We start from the raw sequence: 16,491 nt of genomic DNA on the forward strand, positions 1-16,491 counted from the left end.
CGGCTAGCCTTCCTCCTCCTCGGCGGCCTTGGAGAGCAGTTCACGAAGGAGTCGCTCTTCGTTCGGGGAGAGGCCGGTGACGAAGCTGGCGAGGACCGCCTGGCGGTCCGTCTCCGCGTCGAGCACCTTCCGCATCCGCAGCGCGGCGAGCCCGGCTTCGTCGGCGACCGCCGTCCAGCGGAAGGAGCGACCGGCGCGCTCGCGTTCGACGGCGCCCTTCGCCCGGAGGCGGGTGAGGATCGTGATGACGGTGGTGTAGGCGAGGGCGCCGCCGAGGCGTTCCCGTACCCACGCCACGGGTACGGGCTCGGACGCCTCGCGGAGCGCGGCGAGGACCTGGGCCTCCAGTTCGCCCTGCCCACGCCTGCGCGGGGAGGGCTCCGCCCCGCCCTCGCTCCGGTCCGCCATGTCGCCCTCCTCCGCATCCGAACAGCAGCCCATCGTACTGAGCCGACACCCGTGTCCCGCGCGGTCACGGACGACGTGGGGTCGCGGACGGCACCGTCCAGGGCATGGAACCGCGGGAGGACCGCGTCACTCACACACGGTCGGACGCCGACTCGGGCCCGGGCTCGGGCACCCGCACGGCGACGGCCTCAGGACCGGGGACGGCCTCGGGGCCGACGACGGCACCGGCACCGGCACCGGACAGGGCACCGGGGACGGTGCCCCCTCCCTTGCCGAGCGGCACAGCGGCCCGGCGACGGGTGAGATAGGTGGCGACCGGCTCGGTGTAGCGGGCGGTGAGCGGCCCGATCACCACGAGGATCAGCACGTAGGCGGTGGCGAAGGGACCGAGCTGGGGCTGGACCCCGGCGGTGACGGCGAGCCCGGCGATCACGATGGAGAACTCGCCGCGCGCCACCAGCGTGCCACCAGCCCGCCAGCGGCCCTTGACCCCGATCCCGGCGCGGCGCGCGGCCCAGTGACCGGTGGCGATCTTGGTCAGCGCGGTGACGACGGCCAGCGCGAAGGCCGGGAGGAGCACCGGCGGGATGCTGGCCGGGTCGGTGTGCAGTCCGAAGAAGACGAAGAAGACCGCGGCGAACAGGTCGCGCAGCGGGCTGAGCAGGGTGTGGGCGCCCTCGGCGACCTCACCGGAGAGGGCGATGCCGACGAGGAACGCGCCGACGGCGGCCGAGACCTGGAGCTGCTGGGCGACACCGGCGACCAGCAGGGTCAGACCGAGGACCACGAGGAGCAGCTTCTCGGGGTCGTCGCTGGAGACGAAGCGGGAGATCAGCCTTCCGTAGCGGACGGCGACGAAGAGCACGGCTCCGGCCACGCCGAGGGCGATCGCGAGCGTCGCGCTGCCGGCCGCGAGCCCGACCCCGGCGAGCAGGGCGGTGATGATGGGCAGATAGACGGCCATGGCCAGGTCTTCGAGGACCAGGATGCTGAGGATGACCGGTGTCTCGCGGTTGCCGAGCCGCCCGAGGTCGCCGAGGACCTTGGCGATGACTCCCGAGGAGGAGATCCAGGTGACGCCGGCCAGGACGACCGCGGCGACCGGTCCCCAGCCCATCAGGAGCGCGGCGGCCGCTCCGGGCAGGGCGTTGAAGGCGAAGTCGACGAGCCCGGCGGGGTACTGGGTCTTGAGGTTGGAGACGAGATCGCTCGCGGTGTACTCGAGGCCGAGCATCAGGAGCAGGAGTATGACCCCGATCTCGGCGCCGATGGCGACGAACTCCTCACTGGCGCCGAGCGGCAGCAGGCCGCCCTTGCCGAAGGCGAGCCCGGCGAGGAGGTAGAGGGGTATCGGGGAGAAGCTGAACCGGCCGGCGAGGCGTCCGAGGAGGCCGAGGCCGAGGATGATGGCGCCGAATTCGATCAGGAAGACCGCGGAATGCACGCCGCCCTCACTCCCGACCGAGGATCGAGGCGGCTGCGTCGACACCCTCGCGGGTGCCGATGACGATGAGGGTGTCGCCGCCGGCGAGCCGGAAGGCGGGCGTCGGGGACGGTACGGCCCCGGAGCGGCGCAGTACGGCGACGATGGAGGCGCCCGCCTCGGTGCGCATCCGCGTCTCGCCGAGCAGGCGGCCGTTCCAGTGCGAGTGGGCGGACAGCTCGATGCGTTCGGCGACGAGCCCCAGGTCGGTGGTGTGCAGGACGTTGGGGCTGTGGTGCGCGGGGAGCAGCGCGTCGATCAGTGAGGCGGTCTCGGCCTCGGTGAGGTGGAGCGACTGCGCGCAGGCGTCGGGGTCGTCGCCGCGGTACACGTTCACGGTCCGGGTCCCGTCGCGGTGCGCGATGACCGACAGCTGGCGGTGCTCCCGGGTGGTGAAGTCGTACTGGACTCCGATGCCGGGCAGGGGTGTCGTTCTCATCCGCGGAGCAGGCAAGGGCCCGTCCCTCCTGTTGTCATGTCGAAGGGTGATCAGGTGTGTGGGTCGGGGGCCATGGTGCCACCCGCCGGAAGCGCCGGAACATGGGTGTCGGCACGGATGGACAAGTCACGGGGAACTGGTCAGGATGGGGCGGGGAAATGGATCCCGCCGCAGGTCAGGGGCGTGGAAAGCACAAGAGGGTGAGTGTCGCAACAGTGTCGCTGTACTGGCGCATCTTCCTTCTGAACGCCTCGGTCCTGGTCATCGCCGTACTGCTGCTGTTCGGCCCCGTCACCGTCTCGACTCCCGTCCTCCTGGGCGAGGCGGTCGTTCTCGTGGCCGGTCTGGTCGCGATGCTCGTCGCGAACGCGCTCCTCCTGCGGCTGGGCCTTGCGCCGCTCCAGCGGCTGACCCGGGCGATGCGGACGGCGGACCTGCTGAGGCCGGGACGCCGGGCGGCGGTGGTGGGGCGGGGCGAGATCGCCGATCTGACGCGTACGTTCAACACCATGCTCGACCGGCTGGAGGCCGAACGGGCCGCGAGTACCGCGCGGGCCCTCTCGGCGCAGGAGGAGGAGCGCCGGCGGATCGCGCAGGAGCTGCACGACGAGGTCGGCCAGACCCTCACGGCCGTCCTGCTCCAGCTGAAGCACACCGCGAACCACTCCCCCGACGAGCTGCGGACGGAACTCCACCAGGCGCAGGAGACGACCCGGGCGGGCCTGGACGAGATCCGTCGCATCGCACGCCGTCTGCGACCGGGGGTCCTGGAGGAGCTGGGTCTGCACAGCGCGCTCAGATCACTGGCCTCGGAGTTCTCGACGCGGGGTCTGACGGTGCGGCCGCACATCGAGGCCGGTCTCCCGGAACTCGACGACGAGACGGAGCTGGTGCTCTACCGCGTGGCGCAGGAGGGCCTCACCAACACGGCCCGCCACGCGGGGGCGACCCAGGTGGATCTGCGACTGCGCCGGCTCCCGCAGGGCGGGGTGGGCCTCCTGGTGAAGGACGACGGCCGGGGCATCGGCCGGTCGCCCGAGGGCGCGGGGCTCAGCGGGATGAGGGAGCGGGCGCTGCTGATCGGCGCGGAGCTGACGATCCGCGAAGGCGCGGCGGGCGGCACGGAAGTCCAGTTGAGCACCCCACGTGGTAAGGCGATGTCATGACGGGAAGGCACACCCCGGGCCCCACCGGCCCCACCTCCGGCCCCACCGGCCCCACCTCCGGCCCCATCTCCGGCTCCACGTCCCCATCGACAGCAGGCCCGTCGTCCGGCCCCGGCCCCGGCCCCGGCCCCGATTCCTCTGCGGGCCCTGGTCCCGGTCCCGGTCCGGGCCCCGGTGGCGCCCCCACCCGCATCCTGCTGGCGGACGACCACGCCCTGGTGCGCGGAGGGGTACGTCTCATCCTCGACGCCGAGCCGGACCTGACGGTCGTGGCGGAGGCGGCGGACGGGGCCGAGGCGGTCGCGATGGCCCGTTCCCACGCCGTCGACCTGGCCGTCCTGGACATCTCGATGCCCCGCAGGACCGGTCTCCAGGCGGCCCGCGAGCTCAGCCGCCTCCAGCCGGAGCTGCGGATCCTGATCCTCACGATGTACGACAACGAGCAGTTCTTCTTCGAAGCGCTCAAGGCGGGGGCGAGCGGCTACGTCCTGAAGTCGGTGGCGGACCGCGACCTGGTGGAGGCGTGCCGGGCGGCGGTCCGCGACGAACCCTTCATCTGTCCGGGCGCGGAGAAGGCCCTGATCCGCACGTACCTCGACCACGCGGAGCAGGGCAGACCGCTGCCGGACAAGGCCGTCACGGAGCGCGAGGAGGAGATCCTCAAGCTGGTGGCGGAGGGCCACAGCTCGAAGGAGATCGGCGACCTCCTCGTCATCAGCCCGAAGACGGTGGAACGCCACCGCGCGAACCTCCTCCAGAAGCTCGGCATGCGAGACCGCCTGGAACTCACGCGGTACGCGATCCGGGTGGGACTGATCGAGCCGTAGCCGGGCCGGCCGCGGGTGCCGAGGTGAGCGTGGGCCGCGGCTGGTAGAGCAGGACCGGCGCCGGTACGGGCGGCTCGTCGGCGGCGAAGAACCGGTCCAGTTCGTGCCGTCCGCTGATGCGCAGCTTCCGGTACGAGTGGGTGAGGTGGGACTCGACGTTCCGCAGACTCACCTGGAGCAGCCGCGCGATGTCGCGGTTGCTCAGTCCGCGCGCGGCCAGTTCGGACACCTGCCGCTCCGTGGGGGTGAGCAGCGACTCCGTGGAGTCCTTGCGGGGGTCGGGCCGGCCGCCCGCGTCCCGCAGTTCCCGCTGGACCGCCTCCACCAGGCCGTCGGCGCCGAGCGAGATGCCGACCTCGTTGGCGCGGTGCAGCAGTTCGCGGGACCGACGTGCCGTGCCGCTCTGCCGGTGGGCGCGCCCCGCAGCGTAGAGGGCGTGGGCGAACAGCAGGGGCGCCGGGGTGGGTTCGAGGAGTTCCACGGCGCGGTCCGCGAGCCGCTGCGCCTCCCGCCCCGAACTCGCCGCGGCCTCGGCCACCAGGGCGCGGCCCAGGGCGACGGGGGCGCCCCAGCGGTGGGCGAGAGCCGTCTCCTCGTGCGCCGCGCGGCGGGCGGCGGGCACGTTGCGGCAGGCCAGCTGGAGCGCGGCACGGGTGGAACGCCAGGGCAGGACCGCCGGGTTGACGATCCCGCGCCGGGCCAGCTCCTCCTCGCAGTGGGCGAGGAGGACCAGGCCGCGCCGCGCCTCGCCGAGCCGGCCGAGCGCCCGCCCGGCGCTGTGCAGGAGGTGGAGCCGCCACCAGGTGACGGGGCGGTCGCCGGGGAGCAGCAGCTCGTCGTCGAGGAGGGCGTCGGCGGCGGCGACGTCGTCCCGCTCCATGGCCACGTCGATGAGGACGCTGCGGGCGAGCGGTCCGACGTGGAAGCGGCCGGCGCGGATCCGGGTGAGCAGGTCGAGCGCCTCGCGTGCGTCGTCCTCGGCGCGGGCCAGCTGCCCGCGGTGCAGCTGCACCAGACCGCGTACGGCCAGCGCCTCGGCGATCCGGGTGGTGGTGCCGTCGGCGCGGGCGAGACCGACCTCGGTGTCGATGTGCCGGCGGGCCTCCTCCACATCGCCCGCCCACAGCTGGGCGAGGAGTGCCTGGTACCAGCGGGCCGAGCCGTACGGGGCGCGCGGGACGGACAGCAGCCGGTCGGCGATCCGCCGCGCCGCGGGTGCCGAGTCCCCGGCGGCCGTGCGCAGCAGCAGCACCCGGAGCAGCCGGTCGTCCTCACCGGGGTGGTGGCCGCCGTCGTGGAGCCGTACCTGTGCCACCGCCTCCCGGAGCCGCGCGGCGGCGGCCGGGTCGAGGGTGCCCGTGGTCTCCCGCCGGGCCTCCTCCAGGACGTCCAGGGCGCCCGTGGTGTCGTCGAGGCGCAGCAGGAGGTCGGAGAGCCGTACCGCGTGCCGGATCCGCTCGGCGGGCCCGGCGCCGGTGGCGGTGCGGGCGGTCAGGGCGCGGGCCGCGGCGGGCAGGTCGAGGCCGCTGAGGGCCTGGATCCGCAGGGCTTCGGCCCGGTCCTCCTGCTCTTCCGGGACGCCGTGCAGGACGGCCTTCTCGATCAGCCGGCGGGCTCCCGCCGGGTCGTGCTCGACCACGCCCTGGGCCACGTCCATCAGGAGCTGGGCCATCCAGGGTTCGTCCAGGCGGTGGGAGCGGAGCAGATGGGCGGCGACGTCCTCGCCGGGGGCTCCGCGGTGCCGCATCCTGCGGGCGGCGAGCCGGTGCAGTTCGGCGCGCTCGGCGCACGGGATGTCCTGGTAGAGCAGTCCGGCGAGAAGGGGATGGCGGAACTTCATGTCGTCGGGACAGAGGATTCCCGACTCCGTCAGTCTGCCCAGACATCGACACGCGTCCTCGGTGGGAACGCCGCACAGGTCCGCGAGGAGGGCGGCGTCCACCGGGCCGCACAGGATGCTGGCGGCCCGGGCGATCTCCAGGCCGTACGGGTCGATCCGCCGGAGCATGCACAGGATGCGCTCCTTGACGGCCTGGAGCCGCAGTTGCTCGTCCGGCGGATCGCCCGCCGTCCGGTCGGCGCGCGCCCCGGCGGAACGCCCGTTCCCGTCGGGGTGGTTCGTGCCCGTGGGGGCGAAGGGCGCGCTGTGCAGGGTCGGGCCGGCCGGGACGAGGGGGCCGAAGAATCCTGTCGGTCCCGTCCGTATCTGCTCGGTCAGCAGATACGGGTTGCCGCCGGTCCCGGCCACCAGCGCGTCGACGGCCTCGTGGGCGTGATGGTGGCCGCAGAGCGACGTGGCCAGATCGAGTGCGGCGCTGGGGCTGAGGTCGTTGAGGTGGATGTGGCGGTCGGGGCGCAGTCCCTCCATGAACTCGACCAGAAGGTGCTGGTCGCTGGCCGGTTCACCACAGCGCTTGGTGGCCAGCAGGACGACGGGGAGGTTCTCCAGACGGCGGCTCAGGAAGCCGAGCCACAGCAGTGAGGGACGGTCGACGTGCTGGACGCTGTCGACCGTCAGCAGGATCGGAGTGCGCCGGGCGGCCCGGCCCACGCCCGCGCACAGCTCCGCGAGGAGGGGATAGTCGGGCTCGGCGGGGCCGCCGTCGCGGGGTGTGCCGTACGCGGCGAAGGCACGGTCCCAGCCGTTCGCGGTCTCCGGCAGCGTTCCCAGCAGCTGGTGCACGACCCCCAGGGGAAAGCTCTGTTCGGTGGGGGAAGCGGTGGCGGAGAGCACGGTCATGCCCTGGTCCCTCGCGGTGTGCTCGGCCCACCGCAGCAGCGAGGTCTTGCCGGTGCCGATGATCCCCTCCACCAGGGCGACGGCGCCCGCGCCCGCTCTCGCGGCGTCCAAAATCTCGGTGATGGTCTTCGCTTCCTCGATCCTGCCGAACAGTTCCTTGGGCACCGCCCCACACCTCCCTGCCGAACAGTGGAATGACTCGGACGAGGTCGCCACTTCGGCGGGGGGAGGCCATGCCTGAAAAACTGTGGCACCGGCTCCGTCAAGGCCATTTTCCGGTCATGGCCGAGCCGTCGCCGTCAGGGCGGAAATGGCTTCTTCAGACGGCGTGGAAGCCGGTCAAAGTCCTCCACGAGGATCCCCCGAGCACCGGTTAATGGCGTACACCTCCGATGTTCCCGAAGCTAACACGGGGGCCGCGATATTTGTACAGCGGATCTCGCCGCACGCATTCCGAACGTATTCCTTCGGCCATTGCTTCGGTACCACCGTATTGATCTATACCGGGACCACACGGGTACGGTCGGCACCGATGTGCGGCGGTGACCAGTGAACGACCCGGAAATGGGCTGTCCCGGCTCCGGCACGTTCGCCACCGGCCAATTGGCGAAAACCTGATGGAGGGAGCGGTACCCGCGTGTCCGCGATCAGCGAGGAGCTCCGCACCGAACAGTTCGTCCTGTCCCTGCGCGGAGTCCTGCCGTACGTGTACGAGCACGCCTGGCAGTCCGTCCTGGACGGCACGACCCTGACCCGCACCGCGCTCCGCCCCGGGCCGGACGGCCGGCTGCGCCGGGCGCTGCGGCCCGACGCCCGCTTCCGGCTGCAGATCGTGGACTGGCGGGCCACCCGGGCCGAGGTGCAGGACGCCCGGCTCGCCGAACGGCTGGCCGGGGAGTCCGCCACCGGACTCCCCCTCGACCGGGCCCCGTTGATGTGCGCGACCCTGATCCGGCGCTCCGACCTCAACTGGACGTTCGCCTGGCGGTACGCACGGGAGCTGATGGACCGGCGGGCGGGGCTGCGTGTCCTGGAGGAGGTCGCGGAGGCGTACGCGGTCCTGCTGCGCGGCGGCACCCCCCGCCGCGCGGCCACTCCACCGGCGGGCGCGACGGCGAGAGGTGCGACGGCGGCGGTCGCGACGCGGGCCGTCGGGCCGTCCGGCTCGCGGCCCGCGGGGGCGGTGGGGCCGCGGCCCGCGGGGGCGGTGGCCCGGTGAGCGACGACACCTCGGTCCGGCTGTTCTGTCTGCCCTTCGAAGGCGCTTCGGCCGGCGTCTTCCTGCCCTGGGCCGAGGCCCTCGGCGGCTCGGTGGTCGTCACCCCCGTCGAACTCCCCGGCCGGGGCCGCCATCCGCGTACCCGCCCCTGTGGCCGGCTGGAGCCGCTGCTCGCCGGGATCATCCCGTACGTGGCCCGCATGCGCGACCGCCCGTTCGCCCTCTACGGGCACGGGTTCGGCGCCCTCCTCGCGTACGAGATCGCCGCCCGCCTCGAATGGGAGCACGACGCGGTGGCCGAGCGGTTGTACGTCTCCGGGACCGGCGTACCGACCCGGGCCGGCCCGGAGCACGCGGTCGCCCAGCTGCCGGAGGCCGAACTGCTGCGCAGGCTCGGCGAGCGGGGCCGGATCCCCCCGGGTGCCCTCGACCCCCGGCGGGCGCCCCGGGTGCTGCCCGCGCTCCGCGCCGACCTCGCGGTCCTGGAGGCCTACCGGCGCGACCCGCGCCATGTGGTGCACTGCCCGGTCACCGCCATGGGCGGCAGCGACGACCGGAGTGTCAGCGGGGCCGATCTGGCCGGGTGGCGCCGGTGCACCCGGCGCTCCCTGCGGGTGGACACGGTCTCCGGCGACCACTATTTCCCGCTCACCGCCCGGTGGGAGCTGCTGGACACCTTCAGCCGGGACCTGATCCGCCCGAGGGCCGGTACGCGGCGCGCCGCCGGCCGCCCCCGGGTGCCGGCCGGTTCGGGACCCGGCGCGCGGGCGGGCGGTCCCGGAACCGGCAACAAGAGTTGTCCGGTGTCCCCGCCGTCCCCATCCTGGCCGGCGGAGGTGAGCGCATGACACCCACACAGCGCACCGGGGGCCTCGACGGTGAGGCCCCCGGCGCCGGTCCGGACTCCGAGCCGCGGGCCGGGCACGAGCTCGGCACCCAAGCCGGGCCGGGAGCCGGACACACGCCGGAACCGGAGGCCGGACTCGCGCCGGAACCGGAGGTCGAGCTCGATGCCGAACTCGATGCCGAACTCGAGGCCGAGCTGCACGCCGGCTTCCTGGCCGAGGCGGCCCACTGGCTGCACGGTCTGTTCGGCCCCGCGGACCGGGCCACGGCCGCGGTCGGCCGGATCCTCGACGTCGGCAGCGGACCGGGCGTGGCCTCCCGCGCCCTCGCCGACGCCTTCCCCCGGGCCCGGGTCGTCGCCGGGGACCGGGCGGCCGCCCGGCTCGCCCGGGCCGGGGCCCGGGCCGCCGAGCACGGGCTCGCCGGCCGGATCACCACCCAACGGGCCGAACGGCCGGAGGAATTCGCCCGGTCGGGACCCGTCGACCTGATCTGGACCGGAAACGTCTGCCGCCACCTCGGCGACCAGCAGGCGGCCGTGCGGAGCCTCGCCTCCGCACTGCGGCCCGGCGGACTGCTCGCCGTCGCCGAACGGGGCCTGCCGCCGCGTTTCCTGCCCCGGGACATCGGCATCGGCCGGCCCGGACTCCAGGCGCGCCTGGACGCCGCCGTCGAGGAGCAGGTCACCGCGCGGCGGTCCCGGCTCCCCGGCGCCACCTCCGTCGTCGAGGACTGGCCCTGTCTGCTGGCCTCGGCCGGGCTCGTACCGGCCGGCTCCCGCACCTTCCTCATCGAGTTCCCCGCCCCGCTCGACGTGCCCGCGCGCCGACATCTGCACACCCGGCTGCACGGACTCCTCACGGACCTCGGTGAACGCCTCGACCTCGTCGACCGGCTCACCGTGGAGCAGCTGCTCGACGGTGACTCCTGCACCGGCGTCCTGTGGCGCCCCGACGCCTTCTACCTGACCGCCGTCACCGTGCACACGGCCCGGTTGTGCCGTCCTCTCGCCACTTCCCGAAGCGGCTCCTGAACCGGCTCCCGAAGCAGCTCCCGAAGCGGCTCCGAACCGGCTTCTGAACCGGCGGCGCCCGCGGCGCGAAATCGATGGAGCGAAAACCGATCCCGAAAGCGAGGAGCCGAACTCCCCGGGGCCGCTCGCAATCCCCGAATGAACTAAGGAGATTAGCAGTTCCGGCAATACCCCCGAGGGCCTCGCCCCCGGGGGTCGTCGGCGTGCCCGAAATCCGTCGCGCCCCGCCCGTACCGTAGGGCGACCCCGGCCGCAGATTCTTCGGTCAGCCCTACGGTCCCACCGTATTGAGGCCCTCACCCCCGAACTCCTACGTTCCTTCCCAAGAAGCCGCTCCCGGAAATCGAGTAATCCGGACGGTACTCGGCCGACGGACGGAGGACTCGTGAAGATACGGATTCTGGGCCCGCTGCACGCCGAGACGGGCGGAGTTCCGGTCGTCCCGAGCGCGGCGAAGATGCGGCAGATCCTGGCGCTGCTCGCGCTCCACCCCGGCCGTCCCGTCCCGGTGGCCACCCTCAAGGAGGAGATCTGGGGGCCGGTGCCGCCGTGCAGCGCGCACGGCACGCTGCAGACCTACATCCTGCGGCTGCGCCGCGCGCTGGCCACCGCCCTCGGCGGCCCGTACGGCAGGGCCGGCGCCGACGGCCCGGCGCTGGCCAGGGAGCTGCTGGCCACCGGCCACGACGGCTATCTGCTGCGGATCGACGAGGACGACGTCGACGCCTTCGCGTTCCAGCGCGCCGCCGAGGCCGGGCACGCCGCCTTCGCCGACGGCGACAGCGCCGGGGCGGCCCGGCTGCTGCGCGAGGCCCTCGCGCTGTGGAGCGGTCCGGCCCTGGTCGACGTACGGGCCGGGTCGGCGCTGCGGACCCACGCGGCCCGGCTGGAGGAGAGCCGGCTGCTCGCCGTGGAACGCCGGGTGGACGCCGAACTCCGCCTCGGTCTGCACGGCGAACTCCTCGCCGACCTGGTCGAACTGACCCGGCTCCACCCCGCCAACGAGCGGCTGCACGCCCAGGCCATGGTGGCGTTCTACCGCGCCGGCCGGCAGTCCGACGCCCTCCAGCACTACCGCGGTCTGCGGCGGCGGCTCGTGGACGAACTGGGGCTGGAACCCGCCCCGCAGCTCCAGCGGCTGCACCAGGCGATGCTCTCGGTCGATCCGCGCCTGGACACCCCCGCGCACGGCGGGCGGCCGACGCCGACCTTCGACCTCTACGCGGCCTGACCCCCGCCGCGCCCCCTCTCCCACACGCCCCCACCGACTCCGACTCCCACTCCCACTCCCAGCCATTCGCACCGCACCGCGCCCCACAGCACAGCACCCCCACCCACCGCCCCGAGAAAGGCGACACAGTGACGGACCAGGACCGGGTACCCACCCTCTACGAATGGGTCGGCGGCGCCGAGGCGCTGGAACGGCTCACCGAGGCGTTCTACGCCCGCGTCCGCAAGGACGAGATGCTCGCCCCGCTCTTCGCGCACATGGACGACGACCACCCCCAGCACGTCGCCACCTTCCTCGGCGAGGTGCTCGGCGGACCCACCCACTACACCGAGCAGCACGGCGGCTACCCCAGGATGCTCTCCCGCCACCGCGGCCGGGCGATCAAGCCCGAGCAGCGGGCCCGCTGGGTGGAGCTGATGCTGTTGGCGATGGACGAGGTCGGGCTGCCCGACGACGCGGAGTTCCGCTCGGCCTTCGTCGGCTACATCGAGTTCGGCTCGCGCCGCGCCATGGCCAACTCCCAGCCGGGCGCCGGGCCCACCCGGCGTACCACCATCAAGACCTGGGGCTGGGGCGAGGGCGTGCCGGGCGAGGAGTGATCCGCGGGCAGGGCCCCGGACCCGGGCCGTCGCGGTCCCGCCCGGCGTCCCGGTATCGGCAACAAATGTTGTCCGTCCGTGGCGCCCGGTTCGAGCATGGGGGCATCTGGTGATCACCACGATCCGGCGGACCGCCGAAGCCGGCACACCGGCGCACACCCGCCCTGATCCGTCTGCCCCAACCGTCAGAACGAGGAGTCCGCCCATGCGTTTGACCACCCCTGGGCCCGTGCGACGCGTCCCCCCGCACCCCGTCGTCGCCCAGGCCGTCCCCGCGCACACCGTCACCCCGCCGGCCGCCCCCGCGCACCCCGTCACCGGGCGTTCCGCACGGCAGTCGGGAGGTGGCCACCGATGAGCGTCCAGACCGAACCGCAGGAAGCCACCGCCCCCAAGGCCGGCGGCCGGCTGCCGCTGGCCGTCTATCTGCTCGCGTTCAGCCTGTTCGCCATGGGCAGCGCCGAGTTCCTGCTCGCCGGTGTCCTCCCGGACATCGCCGACGACCTCGACATCTCGCTCTCCTCCGCCGGCGCCCTCATCTCGGCGTTCGCCATCGGTGTGGTGATCGGCGGACCGCCGCTCGCGGTGCTGACCCTGCGCTGGCCCCGCCGCACGACCCTGGTGACCTCCCAGGCCGTGTTCGCCGCCGGTGTCGCCGTCGGTCTGCTGACCGACAACTTCACCGTGCTGCTCGTCACCCGCTTCCTGATCGGTCTGGCCTACGCCGGGTTCTGGGCCGTCGCCGCGGTCACCGCGATCTCCCTCGTCACCCCCGACCGCACCGCACGGGCCTCCGGCGTGGTGGTCAGCGGCCTCAGCATCGCCATGGTCGCCGGCGGTCCGGCCGGCGCCTTCCTCAGCCACTTCACCGGCTGGCAGGGCGGGTTCTGGGCGGTGGTCGTCCTCACCGTGCTCAGCGCGATCGCCACGATCGTCGCCGTACCGGTGACCAAGGCCGCCCAGGAACCCAGTGTGCAGCGGGAGTTGCGCACCATGCGGCAGCCCCAGCTGTGGGTGGTGTACGCCGCCACCCTGCTCAGCACCGCCGCGTACATGATCTCGTACAACTACCTCGCGGCCTTCCTCACCGACGTCACCGGTGTCGGCTCCGTATGGGTGCCGGCCATCCTCGTCCTCTTCGGCATCGGGGCCTTCATCGGCCTCTCCATCGGCGGCCGGATCGCCGACGGACGCCCCCACTACGCCCTGCTCCTCGGGGCCGGCGGCATCCTCGTCTGCTCCGTGGGGCTCGCGCTCCTCGCCGACTACGCCGTGGCCGTCGTCGCCCTGGTCCTGCTCCTCGGGGTCGCCGGCTTCGTCCTCAACCCGGCCATCTACGGGCGGGTGTTCACCGTGGCGGCCGGCGCGCCCACGCTCGCCGGGGCGACCGCCGTCTCCATGTTCCAGCTCGGCATCAGCCTGGTCCCCGTCCTCGCGGGCGTGGCGCTCGGCGCGGGTGCCGGTCTCACCTCGATCCCCTGGCTGGGCGCGGGCCTGGCCGTCCTCACCGTCCCGGTCGTCCTGGCCGACCGGGCGATGGCCCGCAACCGGGCCCGGGCGAATCCCGAGCCCGAGGGCAACTGACCCCACCGTCACGCAACACCGCCGGGAGCCGCGGAGGGTTCCCTCCCGAAGAACTCGGGGAACTCTCCGCCGGCTCCCCCACAGGGAGGACCTCATGGACAACGAGCTCGGCTACGAACTCGGCACCTGGGTCGTGTCACAGATCCAGAGCCCCGACCGCCCCACGCAGTCGACCTTCTCGCTGCTCGGCAGGGAATGGGACCTGCTGCCCGAGGTGTTCCCGCCCTACACAGACCCCGGCCCCGGCCTCTTCGCCTCCTGGGTGCCGTACGAGCGGGGCTCCCGGTTCCTGGAACTGGGCTGCGGCGCCGGTGTCGCCGCCGTGCTCGCCGCGCAGCACGGCGCCACGCGGGTGCTCGCCACCGACATCAACCCGTCCGCCGTGGAGAACGCCCGGCGGAACGCCGAGCGGCACGGGGTCGCCGACCGGGTCACGGCGCTGACCAGCGACCTCTTCGACGCGCTGGACCCGGCCGAGCGGCTCGACACCGTCTTCTGGAACACCCCCTTCATCGAGGCCCCCGCCGACCGCCCCTACGCCGGGCAGATCGAGCGCGCCGTCTTCGACCCCGGCTACGGCCTGGTGAACCGGTTCTTCCGGGATGTGGCCCGCCATCTGACCCCCGACGGGCGCGTCTATCTGGGCACCAGCGAGGCCATGGGCAACCCGTTCAAGATGCTGCGCGCCGCCGACGAGGCCGGGTTCGAGGGCAAGCGCCACCGCACCGAGTCCGTCGAACTGCCCGCGGCGGACTTCGGCGACTCCCCGGTGGTCAAGGCCCACACCGACGACCGCGGCATCGTCCACATGGACTTCACGCTCTACGAGTTCCGGCGCCGCTGACCCGCCGCGCGCCCCTCTCCGCACCCACGCACCAGCAGTTCCGACGCCCATCGCCACACCGATCCGGGCGCCCCGACGGCGCCCCGGGAGATTGGACATTGATGAACGCCAACGGCAACGCAGACGCGGACGGTACCGGCTTCGACATCGTCATCGCCGGAAACGGAGTCCTGGGGCTGTCGCTCGCCTGGGTCCTGGCGCGGCGCGGACAGCGCGTCGCCGTACTCGGCCAGCCGCACCGGCCCTGGGCGGGGTCGGCCGCGGCCGGCGCCATGCTCGGCTGTTTCGGCGAGGTCACCACCTCTCTGCTCGCCACCGAGCACGGCCGCCACAAGCTCGAACTCGGCATCCAGGCGAACGAGTTGTGGCCGCAGTGGATCGCGGAGCTGGAGGAGCAGACCGAGGGCGCGCCGGTGAAGACCGCCGAAGGCACGACGGTCGTTCTCAACACCATCGGCACCGCCGAGATCGACGATGCCAACTACAACGCCATCCGCGCCGAACTCACCCGTTACGAGGAGCCGTTCGAGGACGTCGAGCCCTCCGACCTCGACTGGGTGGACGCCGAGCCCATCTCCCGCCCGCTGAAGGCCTTCCACATACCCGGCGAGCACGCGGTGAACGCCGCGTCCCTGCTGGAGCGGCTCGAATCGGCCGCGGTACGGGCCGGTGCCACCCTCGTTCCCGAGTTCGCCACCCGCGTCGCGTACCGGGGCGAGCGGGTCACCGGAGTCGTCCTCGCCTCCGGCCGCACCCTCTCCGCCGACCATGTCACCCTGGCGGCCGGCGCGCGCACCCAGGAGCTCCTGGACAGCCTGCCCGTGGGCCCCCGCATCCCCCGGATGGTCAGCGGTTACGGAGTCTCCGCGCTGATCAAGACGCAGGACGGTACGAGCCCGGACAGCGTCATCCGGACGCCGAACCGTTCCTTCGCCTGCGGTCTGCATGTCGTGCCCCGCGGCGACGGCCACGTCTACGTCGGCGCCACCAACGTCATCGCCGTCGAGCCGCGTGACACCGCCGAGATGCGCGACCTGGTCTTCCTGCTCCAGTGCGCGCACCGGCAGGTCCGCCGCAATCTGTGGAACAGCGAGGTCAGCAAGGTCCAGGTCGGCAACCGTCCGGTCTCCATGGACGGCTTCCCGCTGCTCGGGGACGGCGGCATGGCGGGTCTGACGATCATGACCGGCACCTACCGCGACGGTCTGCACCTGTCCCCGCTGCTCGCCCAGGACTTCGCCGCCCGCATCCTCGGCGAGGAGCCGCGGGCCGACCTGGACCGGTTCGCGCCGCTGCGGCAGCCCTACCGGACCGGGTCCCGCGAGGAGATCGTCGACCTCCTCATCGACCACCAGATGGGCATCGGCTACGAGCAGGACTGGACGATTCCCGTCGAGTGGCACCAGTGGATCGAGATGGACCTGCGTCCGGCCACCCTCGCCTGGGCCGATGAGCTCGACCCCGAGTTCACCCCGCCGGCCGAGCTCCTCTTCGCCTCCCGCTTCGACCCCGAGCTGGTCAGCCTGCTGCGCAAGTACTACGCGACCTGTCGCGAGTACAGCTGACCGTCCCTCACGTACCTCACCCCGCGTCACCGGCCCCTCAAGAAAGGACACCCCATGGCTGTCGAGAACATCGACCCGCCCGGACTCCCCAAGCCCTACGGCTGGCGGCAGCTGGCGGTCGGCACCGGAAGCCGCGTCATCTTCCTCAGCGGCCAGACCCCGCGTACCGCCGACGGCGAGCCGGTGGGCATGGGCGACCTCGCGGCGCAGGCCGAACAGGTCTACCTCAACATCGCCACCGGTCTCGCCGCGGCCGACGCCTCCTTCGACGACGTGCTGCGGCTCACCATGTACGTGGTCGACTGGTCGCTCGACAAGTGGGAGGCGATCACGGCGGGCGCCGAACGCGCGGCCGCCAAGCTCGGTGCGGATGTCATCCGGCCGACGACCCTGGTCGGGGTCGCCACCCTCGCCGAGCCCGACTTCCTCATCGAGATCGAGGCCACCGCCATCGCCTCCTGACCCTCCGCCACCCACGCGTCGGGGCCCCGCCGGATCCGGCGGGGC

At 73.1% G+C, this 16,491-nt stretch carries 15 protein-coding genes; 11 read left to right on the plus strand and 4 right to left on the minus strand.

The window, feature by feature from the left end; genetic code table 11:
• Positions 1–3 precede the first annotated feature (3 nt).
• The 3 genes from IE311_RS30575 to IE311_RS30585 all read right to left on the minus strand — a co-directional run bounded on the left by IE311_RS30575 (position 4) and on the right by IE311_RS30585 (position 2,330).
• Positions 4–408 carry a BlaI/MecI/CopY family transcriptional regulator gene (locus tag IE311_RS30575; protein WP_189835093.1) on the minus strand — a complete coding sequence of 135 codons (405 nt, stop codon included), beginning with the start codon at positions 406–408 and terminating at the stop codon, positions 4–6.
• A gap of 130 nt (positions 409–538) precedes the next feature.
• Positions 539–1,852, minus strand: coding sequence for a cation:proton antiporter (locus IE311_RS30580; protein WP_189835094.1), 1,314 nt, complete (start codon positions 1,850–1,852; stop codon positions 539–541).
• 7 nt (positions 1,853–1,859) lie between these two features.
• Complete coding sequence (locus tag IE311_RS30585; RefSeq protein WP_189835095.1) at positions 1,860–2,330, minus strand: cation:proton antiporter regulatory subunit; 471 nt, start codon at positions 2,328–2,330, stop codon at positions 1,860–1,862.
• A 215-nt stretch (positions 2,331–2,545) separates the two neighbouring features.
• On the opposite strand from IE311_RS30585, the gene IE311_RS30590 reads away from it, so the two are divergent.
• Positions 2,546–3,496, plus strand: coding sequence for a HAMP domain-containing sensor histidine kinase (locus IE311_RS30590; RefSeq protein WP_189835109.1), 951 nt, complete (start codon positions 2,546–2,548; stop codon positions 3,494–3,496).
• 65 nt (positions 3,497–3,561) lie between these two features.
• Positions 3,562–4,323 carry a response regulator transcription factor gene (locus IE311_RS30595; protein ID WP_189835110.1) on the plus strand — a complete coding sequence of 254 codons (762 nt, stop codon included), beginning with the start codon at positions 3,562–3,564 and terminating at the stop codon, positions 4,321–4,323.
• Here IE311_RS30595 and IE311_RS30600 read toward each other — a convergent pair.
• A complete protein-coding gene (locus IE311_RS30600; RefSeq protein WP_189835096.1) occupies positions 4,283–7,228 on the minus strand; it encodes a BREX system ATP-binding domain-containing protein in 2,946 nt (981 codons plus the stop codon). The genes IE311_RS30595 and IE311_RS30600 overlap by 41 nt on opposite strands.
• 472 nt (positions 7,229–7,700) lie before the next feature.
• On the opposite strand from IE311_RS30600, the gene IE311_RS30605 reads away from it, so the two are divergent.
• The 9 genes from IE311_RS30605 (at position 7,701) to IE311_RS30645 (ending at position 16,446) form a co-directional block, all read left to right on the plus strand.
• Complete coding sequence (locus IE311_RS30605) at positions 7,701–8,282, plus strand: condensation domain-containing protein (RefSeq protein WP_189835097.1); 582 nt, start codon at positions 7,701–7,703, stop codon at positions 8,280–8,282.
• Positions 8,279–9,130: a thioesterase II family protein gene (locus IE311_RS30610; RefSeq protein WP_189835098.1), complete on the plus strand. Its 852-nt coding sequence runs from the start codon at positions 8,279–8,281 to the stop codon at positions 9,128–9,130. Before IE311_RS30605 ends, IE311_RS30610 begins: the two co-directional genes overlap by 4 nt.
• The gene (locus tag IE311_RS30615) at positions 9,127–10,161 is read left to right on the plus strand and encodes a class I SAM-dependent methyltransferase (RefSeq protein WP_189835099.1); all 1,035 of its coding nucleotides are present in this window, start codon (positions 9,127–9,129) and stop codon (positions 10,159–10,161) included. Before IE311_RS30610 ends, IE311_RS30615 begins: the two co-directional genes overlap by 4 nt.
• A 385-nt stretch (positions 10,162–10,546) precedes the next feature.
• Entirely contained in the window at positions 10,547–11,392 is an 846-nt protein-coding gene (locus tag IE311_RS30620) for an AfsR/SARP family transcriptional regulator (protein WP_189835100.1), read from the plus strand.
• 128 nt (positions 11,393–11,520) lie between these two features.
• Entirely contained in the window at positions 11,521–11,991 is a 471-nt protein-coding gene (locus IE311_RS30625) for a group II truncated hemoglobin (protein ID WP_189835101.1), read from the plus strand.
• 354 nt (positions 11,992–12,345) lie between these two features.
• Positions 12,346–13,575, plus strand: a complete 1,230-nt coding sequence (locus IE311_RS30630) for a Cmx/CmrA family chloramphenicol efflux MFS transporter (protein ID WP_189835102.1) — start codon at positions 12,346–12,348, stop codon at positions 13,573–13,575.
• A 94-nt stretch (positions 13,576–13,669) separates the two neighbouring features.
• Positions 13,670–14,419, plus strand: a complete 750-nt coding sequence (locus tag IE311_RS30635) for a methyltransferase (protein WP_189835103.1) — start codon at positions 13,670–13,672, stop codon at positions 14,417–14,419.
• A 101-nt stretch (positions 14,420–14,520) separates the two neighbouring features.
• The gene (locus IE311_RS30640; RefSeq protein WP_189835104.1) at positions 14,521–15,984 is read left to right on the plus strand and encodes an NAD(P)/FAD-dependent oxidoreductase; all 1,464 of its coding nucleotides are present in this window, start codon (positions 14,521–14,523) and stop codon (positions 15,982–15,984) included.
• A gap of 54 nt (positions 15,985–16,038) precedes the next feature.
• The gene (locus IE311_RS30645; protein WP_189835105.1) at positions 16,039–16,446 is read left to right on the plus strand and encodes a RidA family protein; all 408 of its coding nucleotides are present in this window, start codon (positions 16,039–16,041) and stop codon (positions 16,444–16,446) included.
• The last annotated feature ends 45 nt before the right edge of the window (positions 16,447–16,491 follow it).

The sequence above is a fragment of the Streptomyces zaomyceticus genome, from assembly GCF_014656215.1.
Lineage (GTDB): Bacteria > Actinomycetota > Actinomycetes > Streptomycetales > Streptomycetaceae > Streptomyces > Streptomyces zaomyceticus.

Coding starts and splice junctions, on each gene's coding strand:
- IE311_RS30645 (WP_189835105.1), top strand. CDS start 16,039: ATGGCTGTCGAGAACATCGACCCGCCCGGACTCCCCAAGCCCTACGGC.
- IE311_RS30615 (WP_189835099.1), top strand. CDS start 9,127: ATGACACCCACACAGCGCACCGGGGGCCTCGACGGTGAGGCCCCCGGC.
- IE311_RS30640 (WP_189835104.1), top strand. CDS start 14,521: ATGAACGCCAACGGCAACGCAGACGCGGACGGTACCGGCTTCGACATC.
- IE311_RS30575 (WP_189835093.1), bottom strand. CDS start 408: ATGGCGGACCGGAGCGAGGGCGGGGCGGAGCCCTCCCCGCGCAGGCGT.
- IE311_RS30630 (WP_189835102.1), top strand. CDS start 12,346: ATGAGCGTCCAGACCGAACCGCAGGAAGCCACCGCCCCCAAGGCCGGC.
- IE311_RS30635 (WP_189835103.1), top strand. CDS start 13,670: ATGGACAACGAGCTCGGCTACGAACTCGGCACCTGGGTCGTGTCACAG.
- IE311_RS30585 (WP_189835095.1), bottom strand. CDS start 2,330: ATGAGAACGACACCCCTGCCCGGCATCGGAGTCCAGTACGACTTCACC.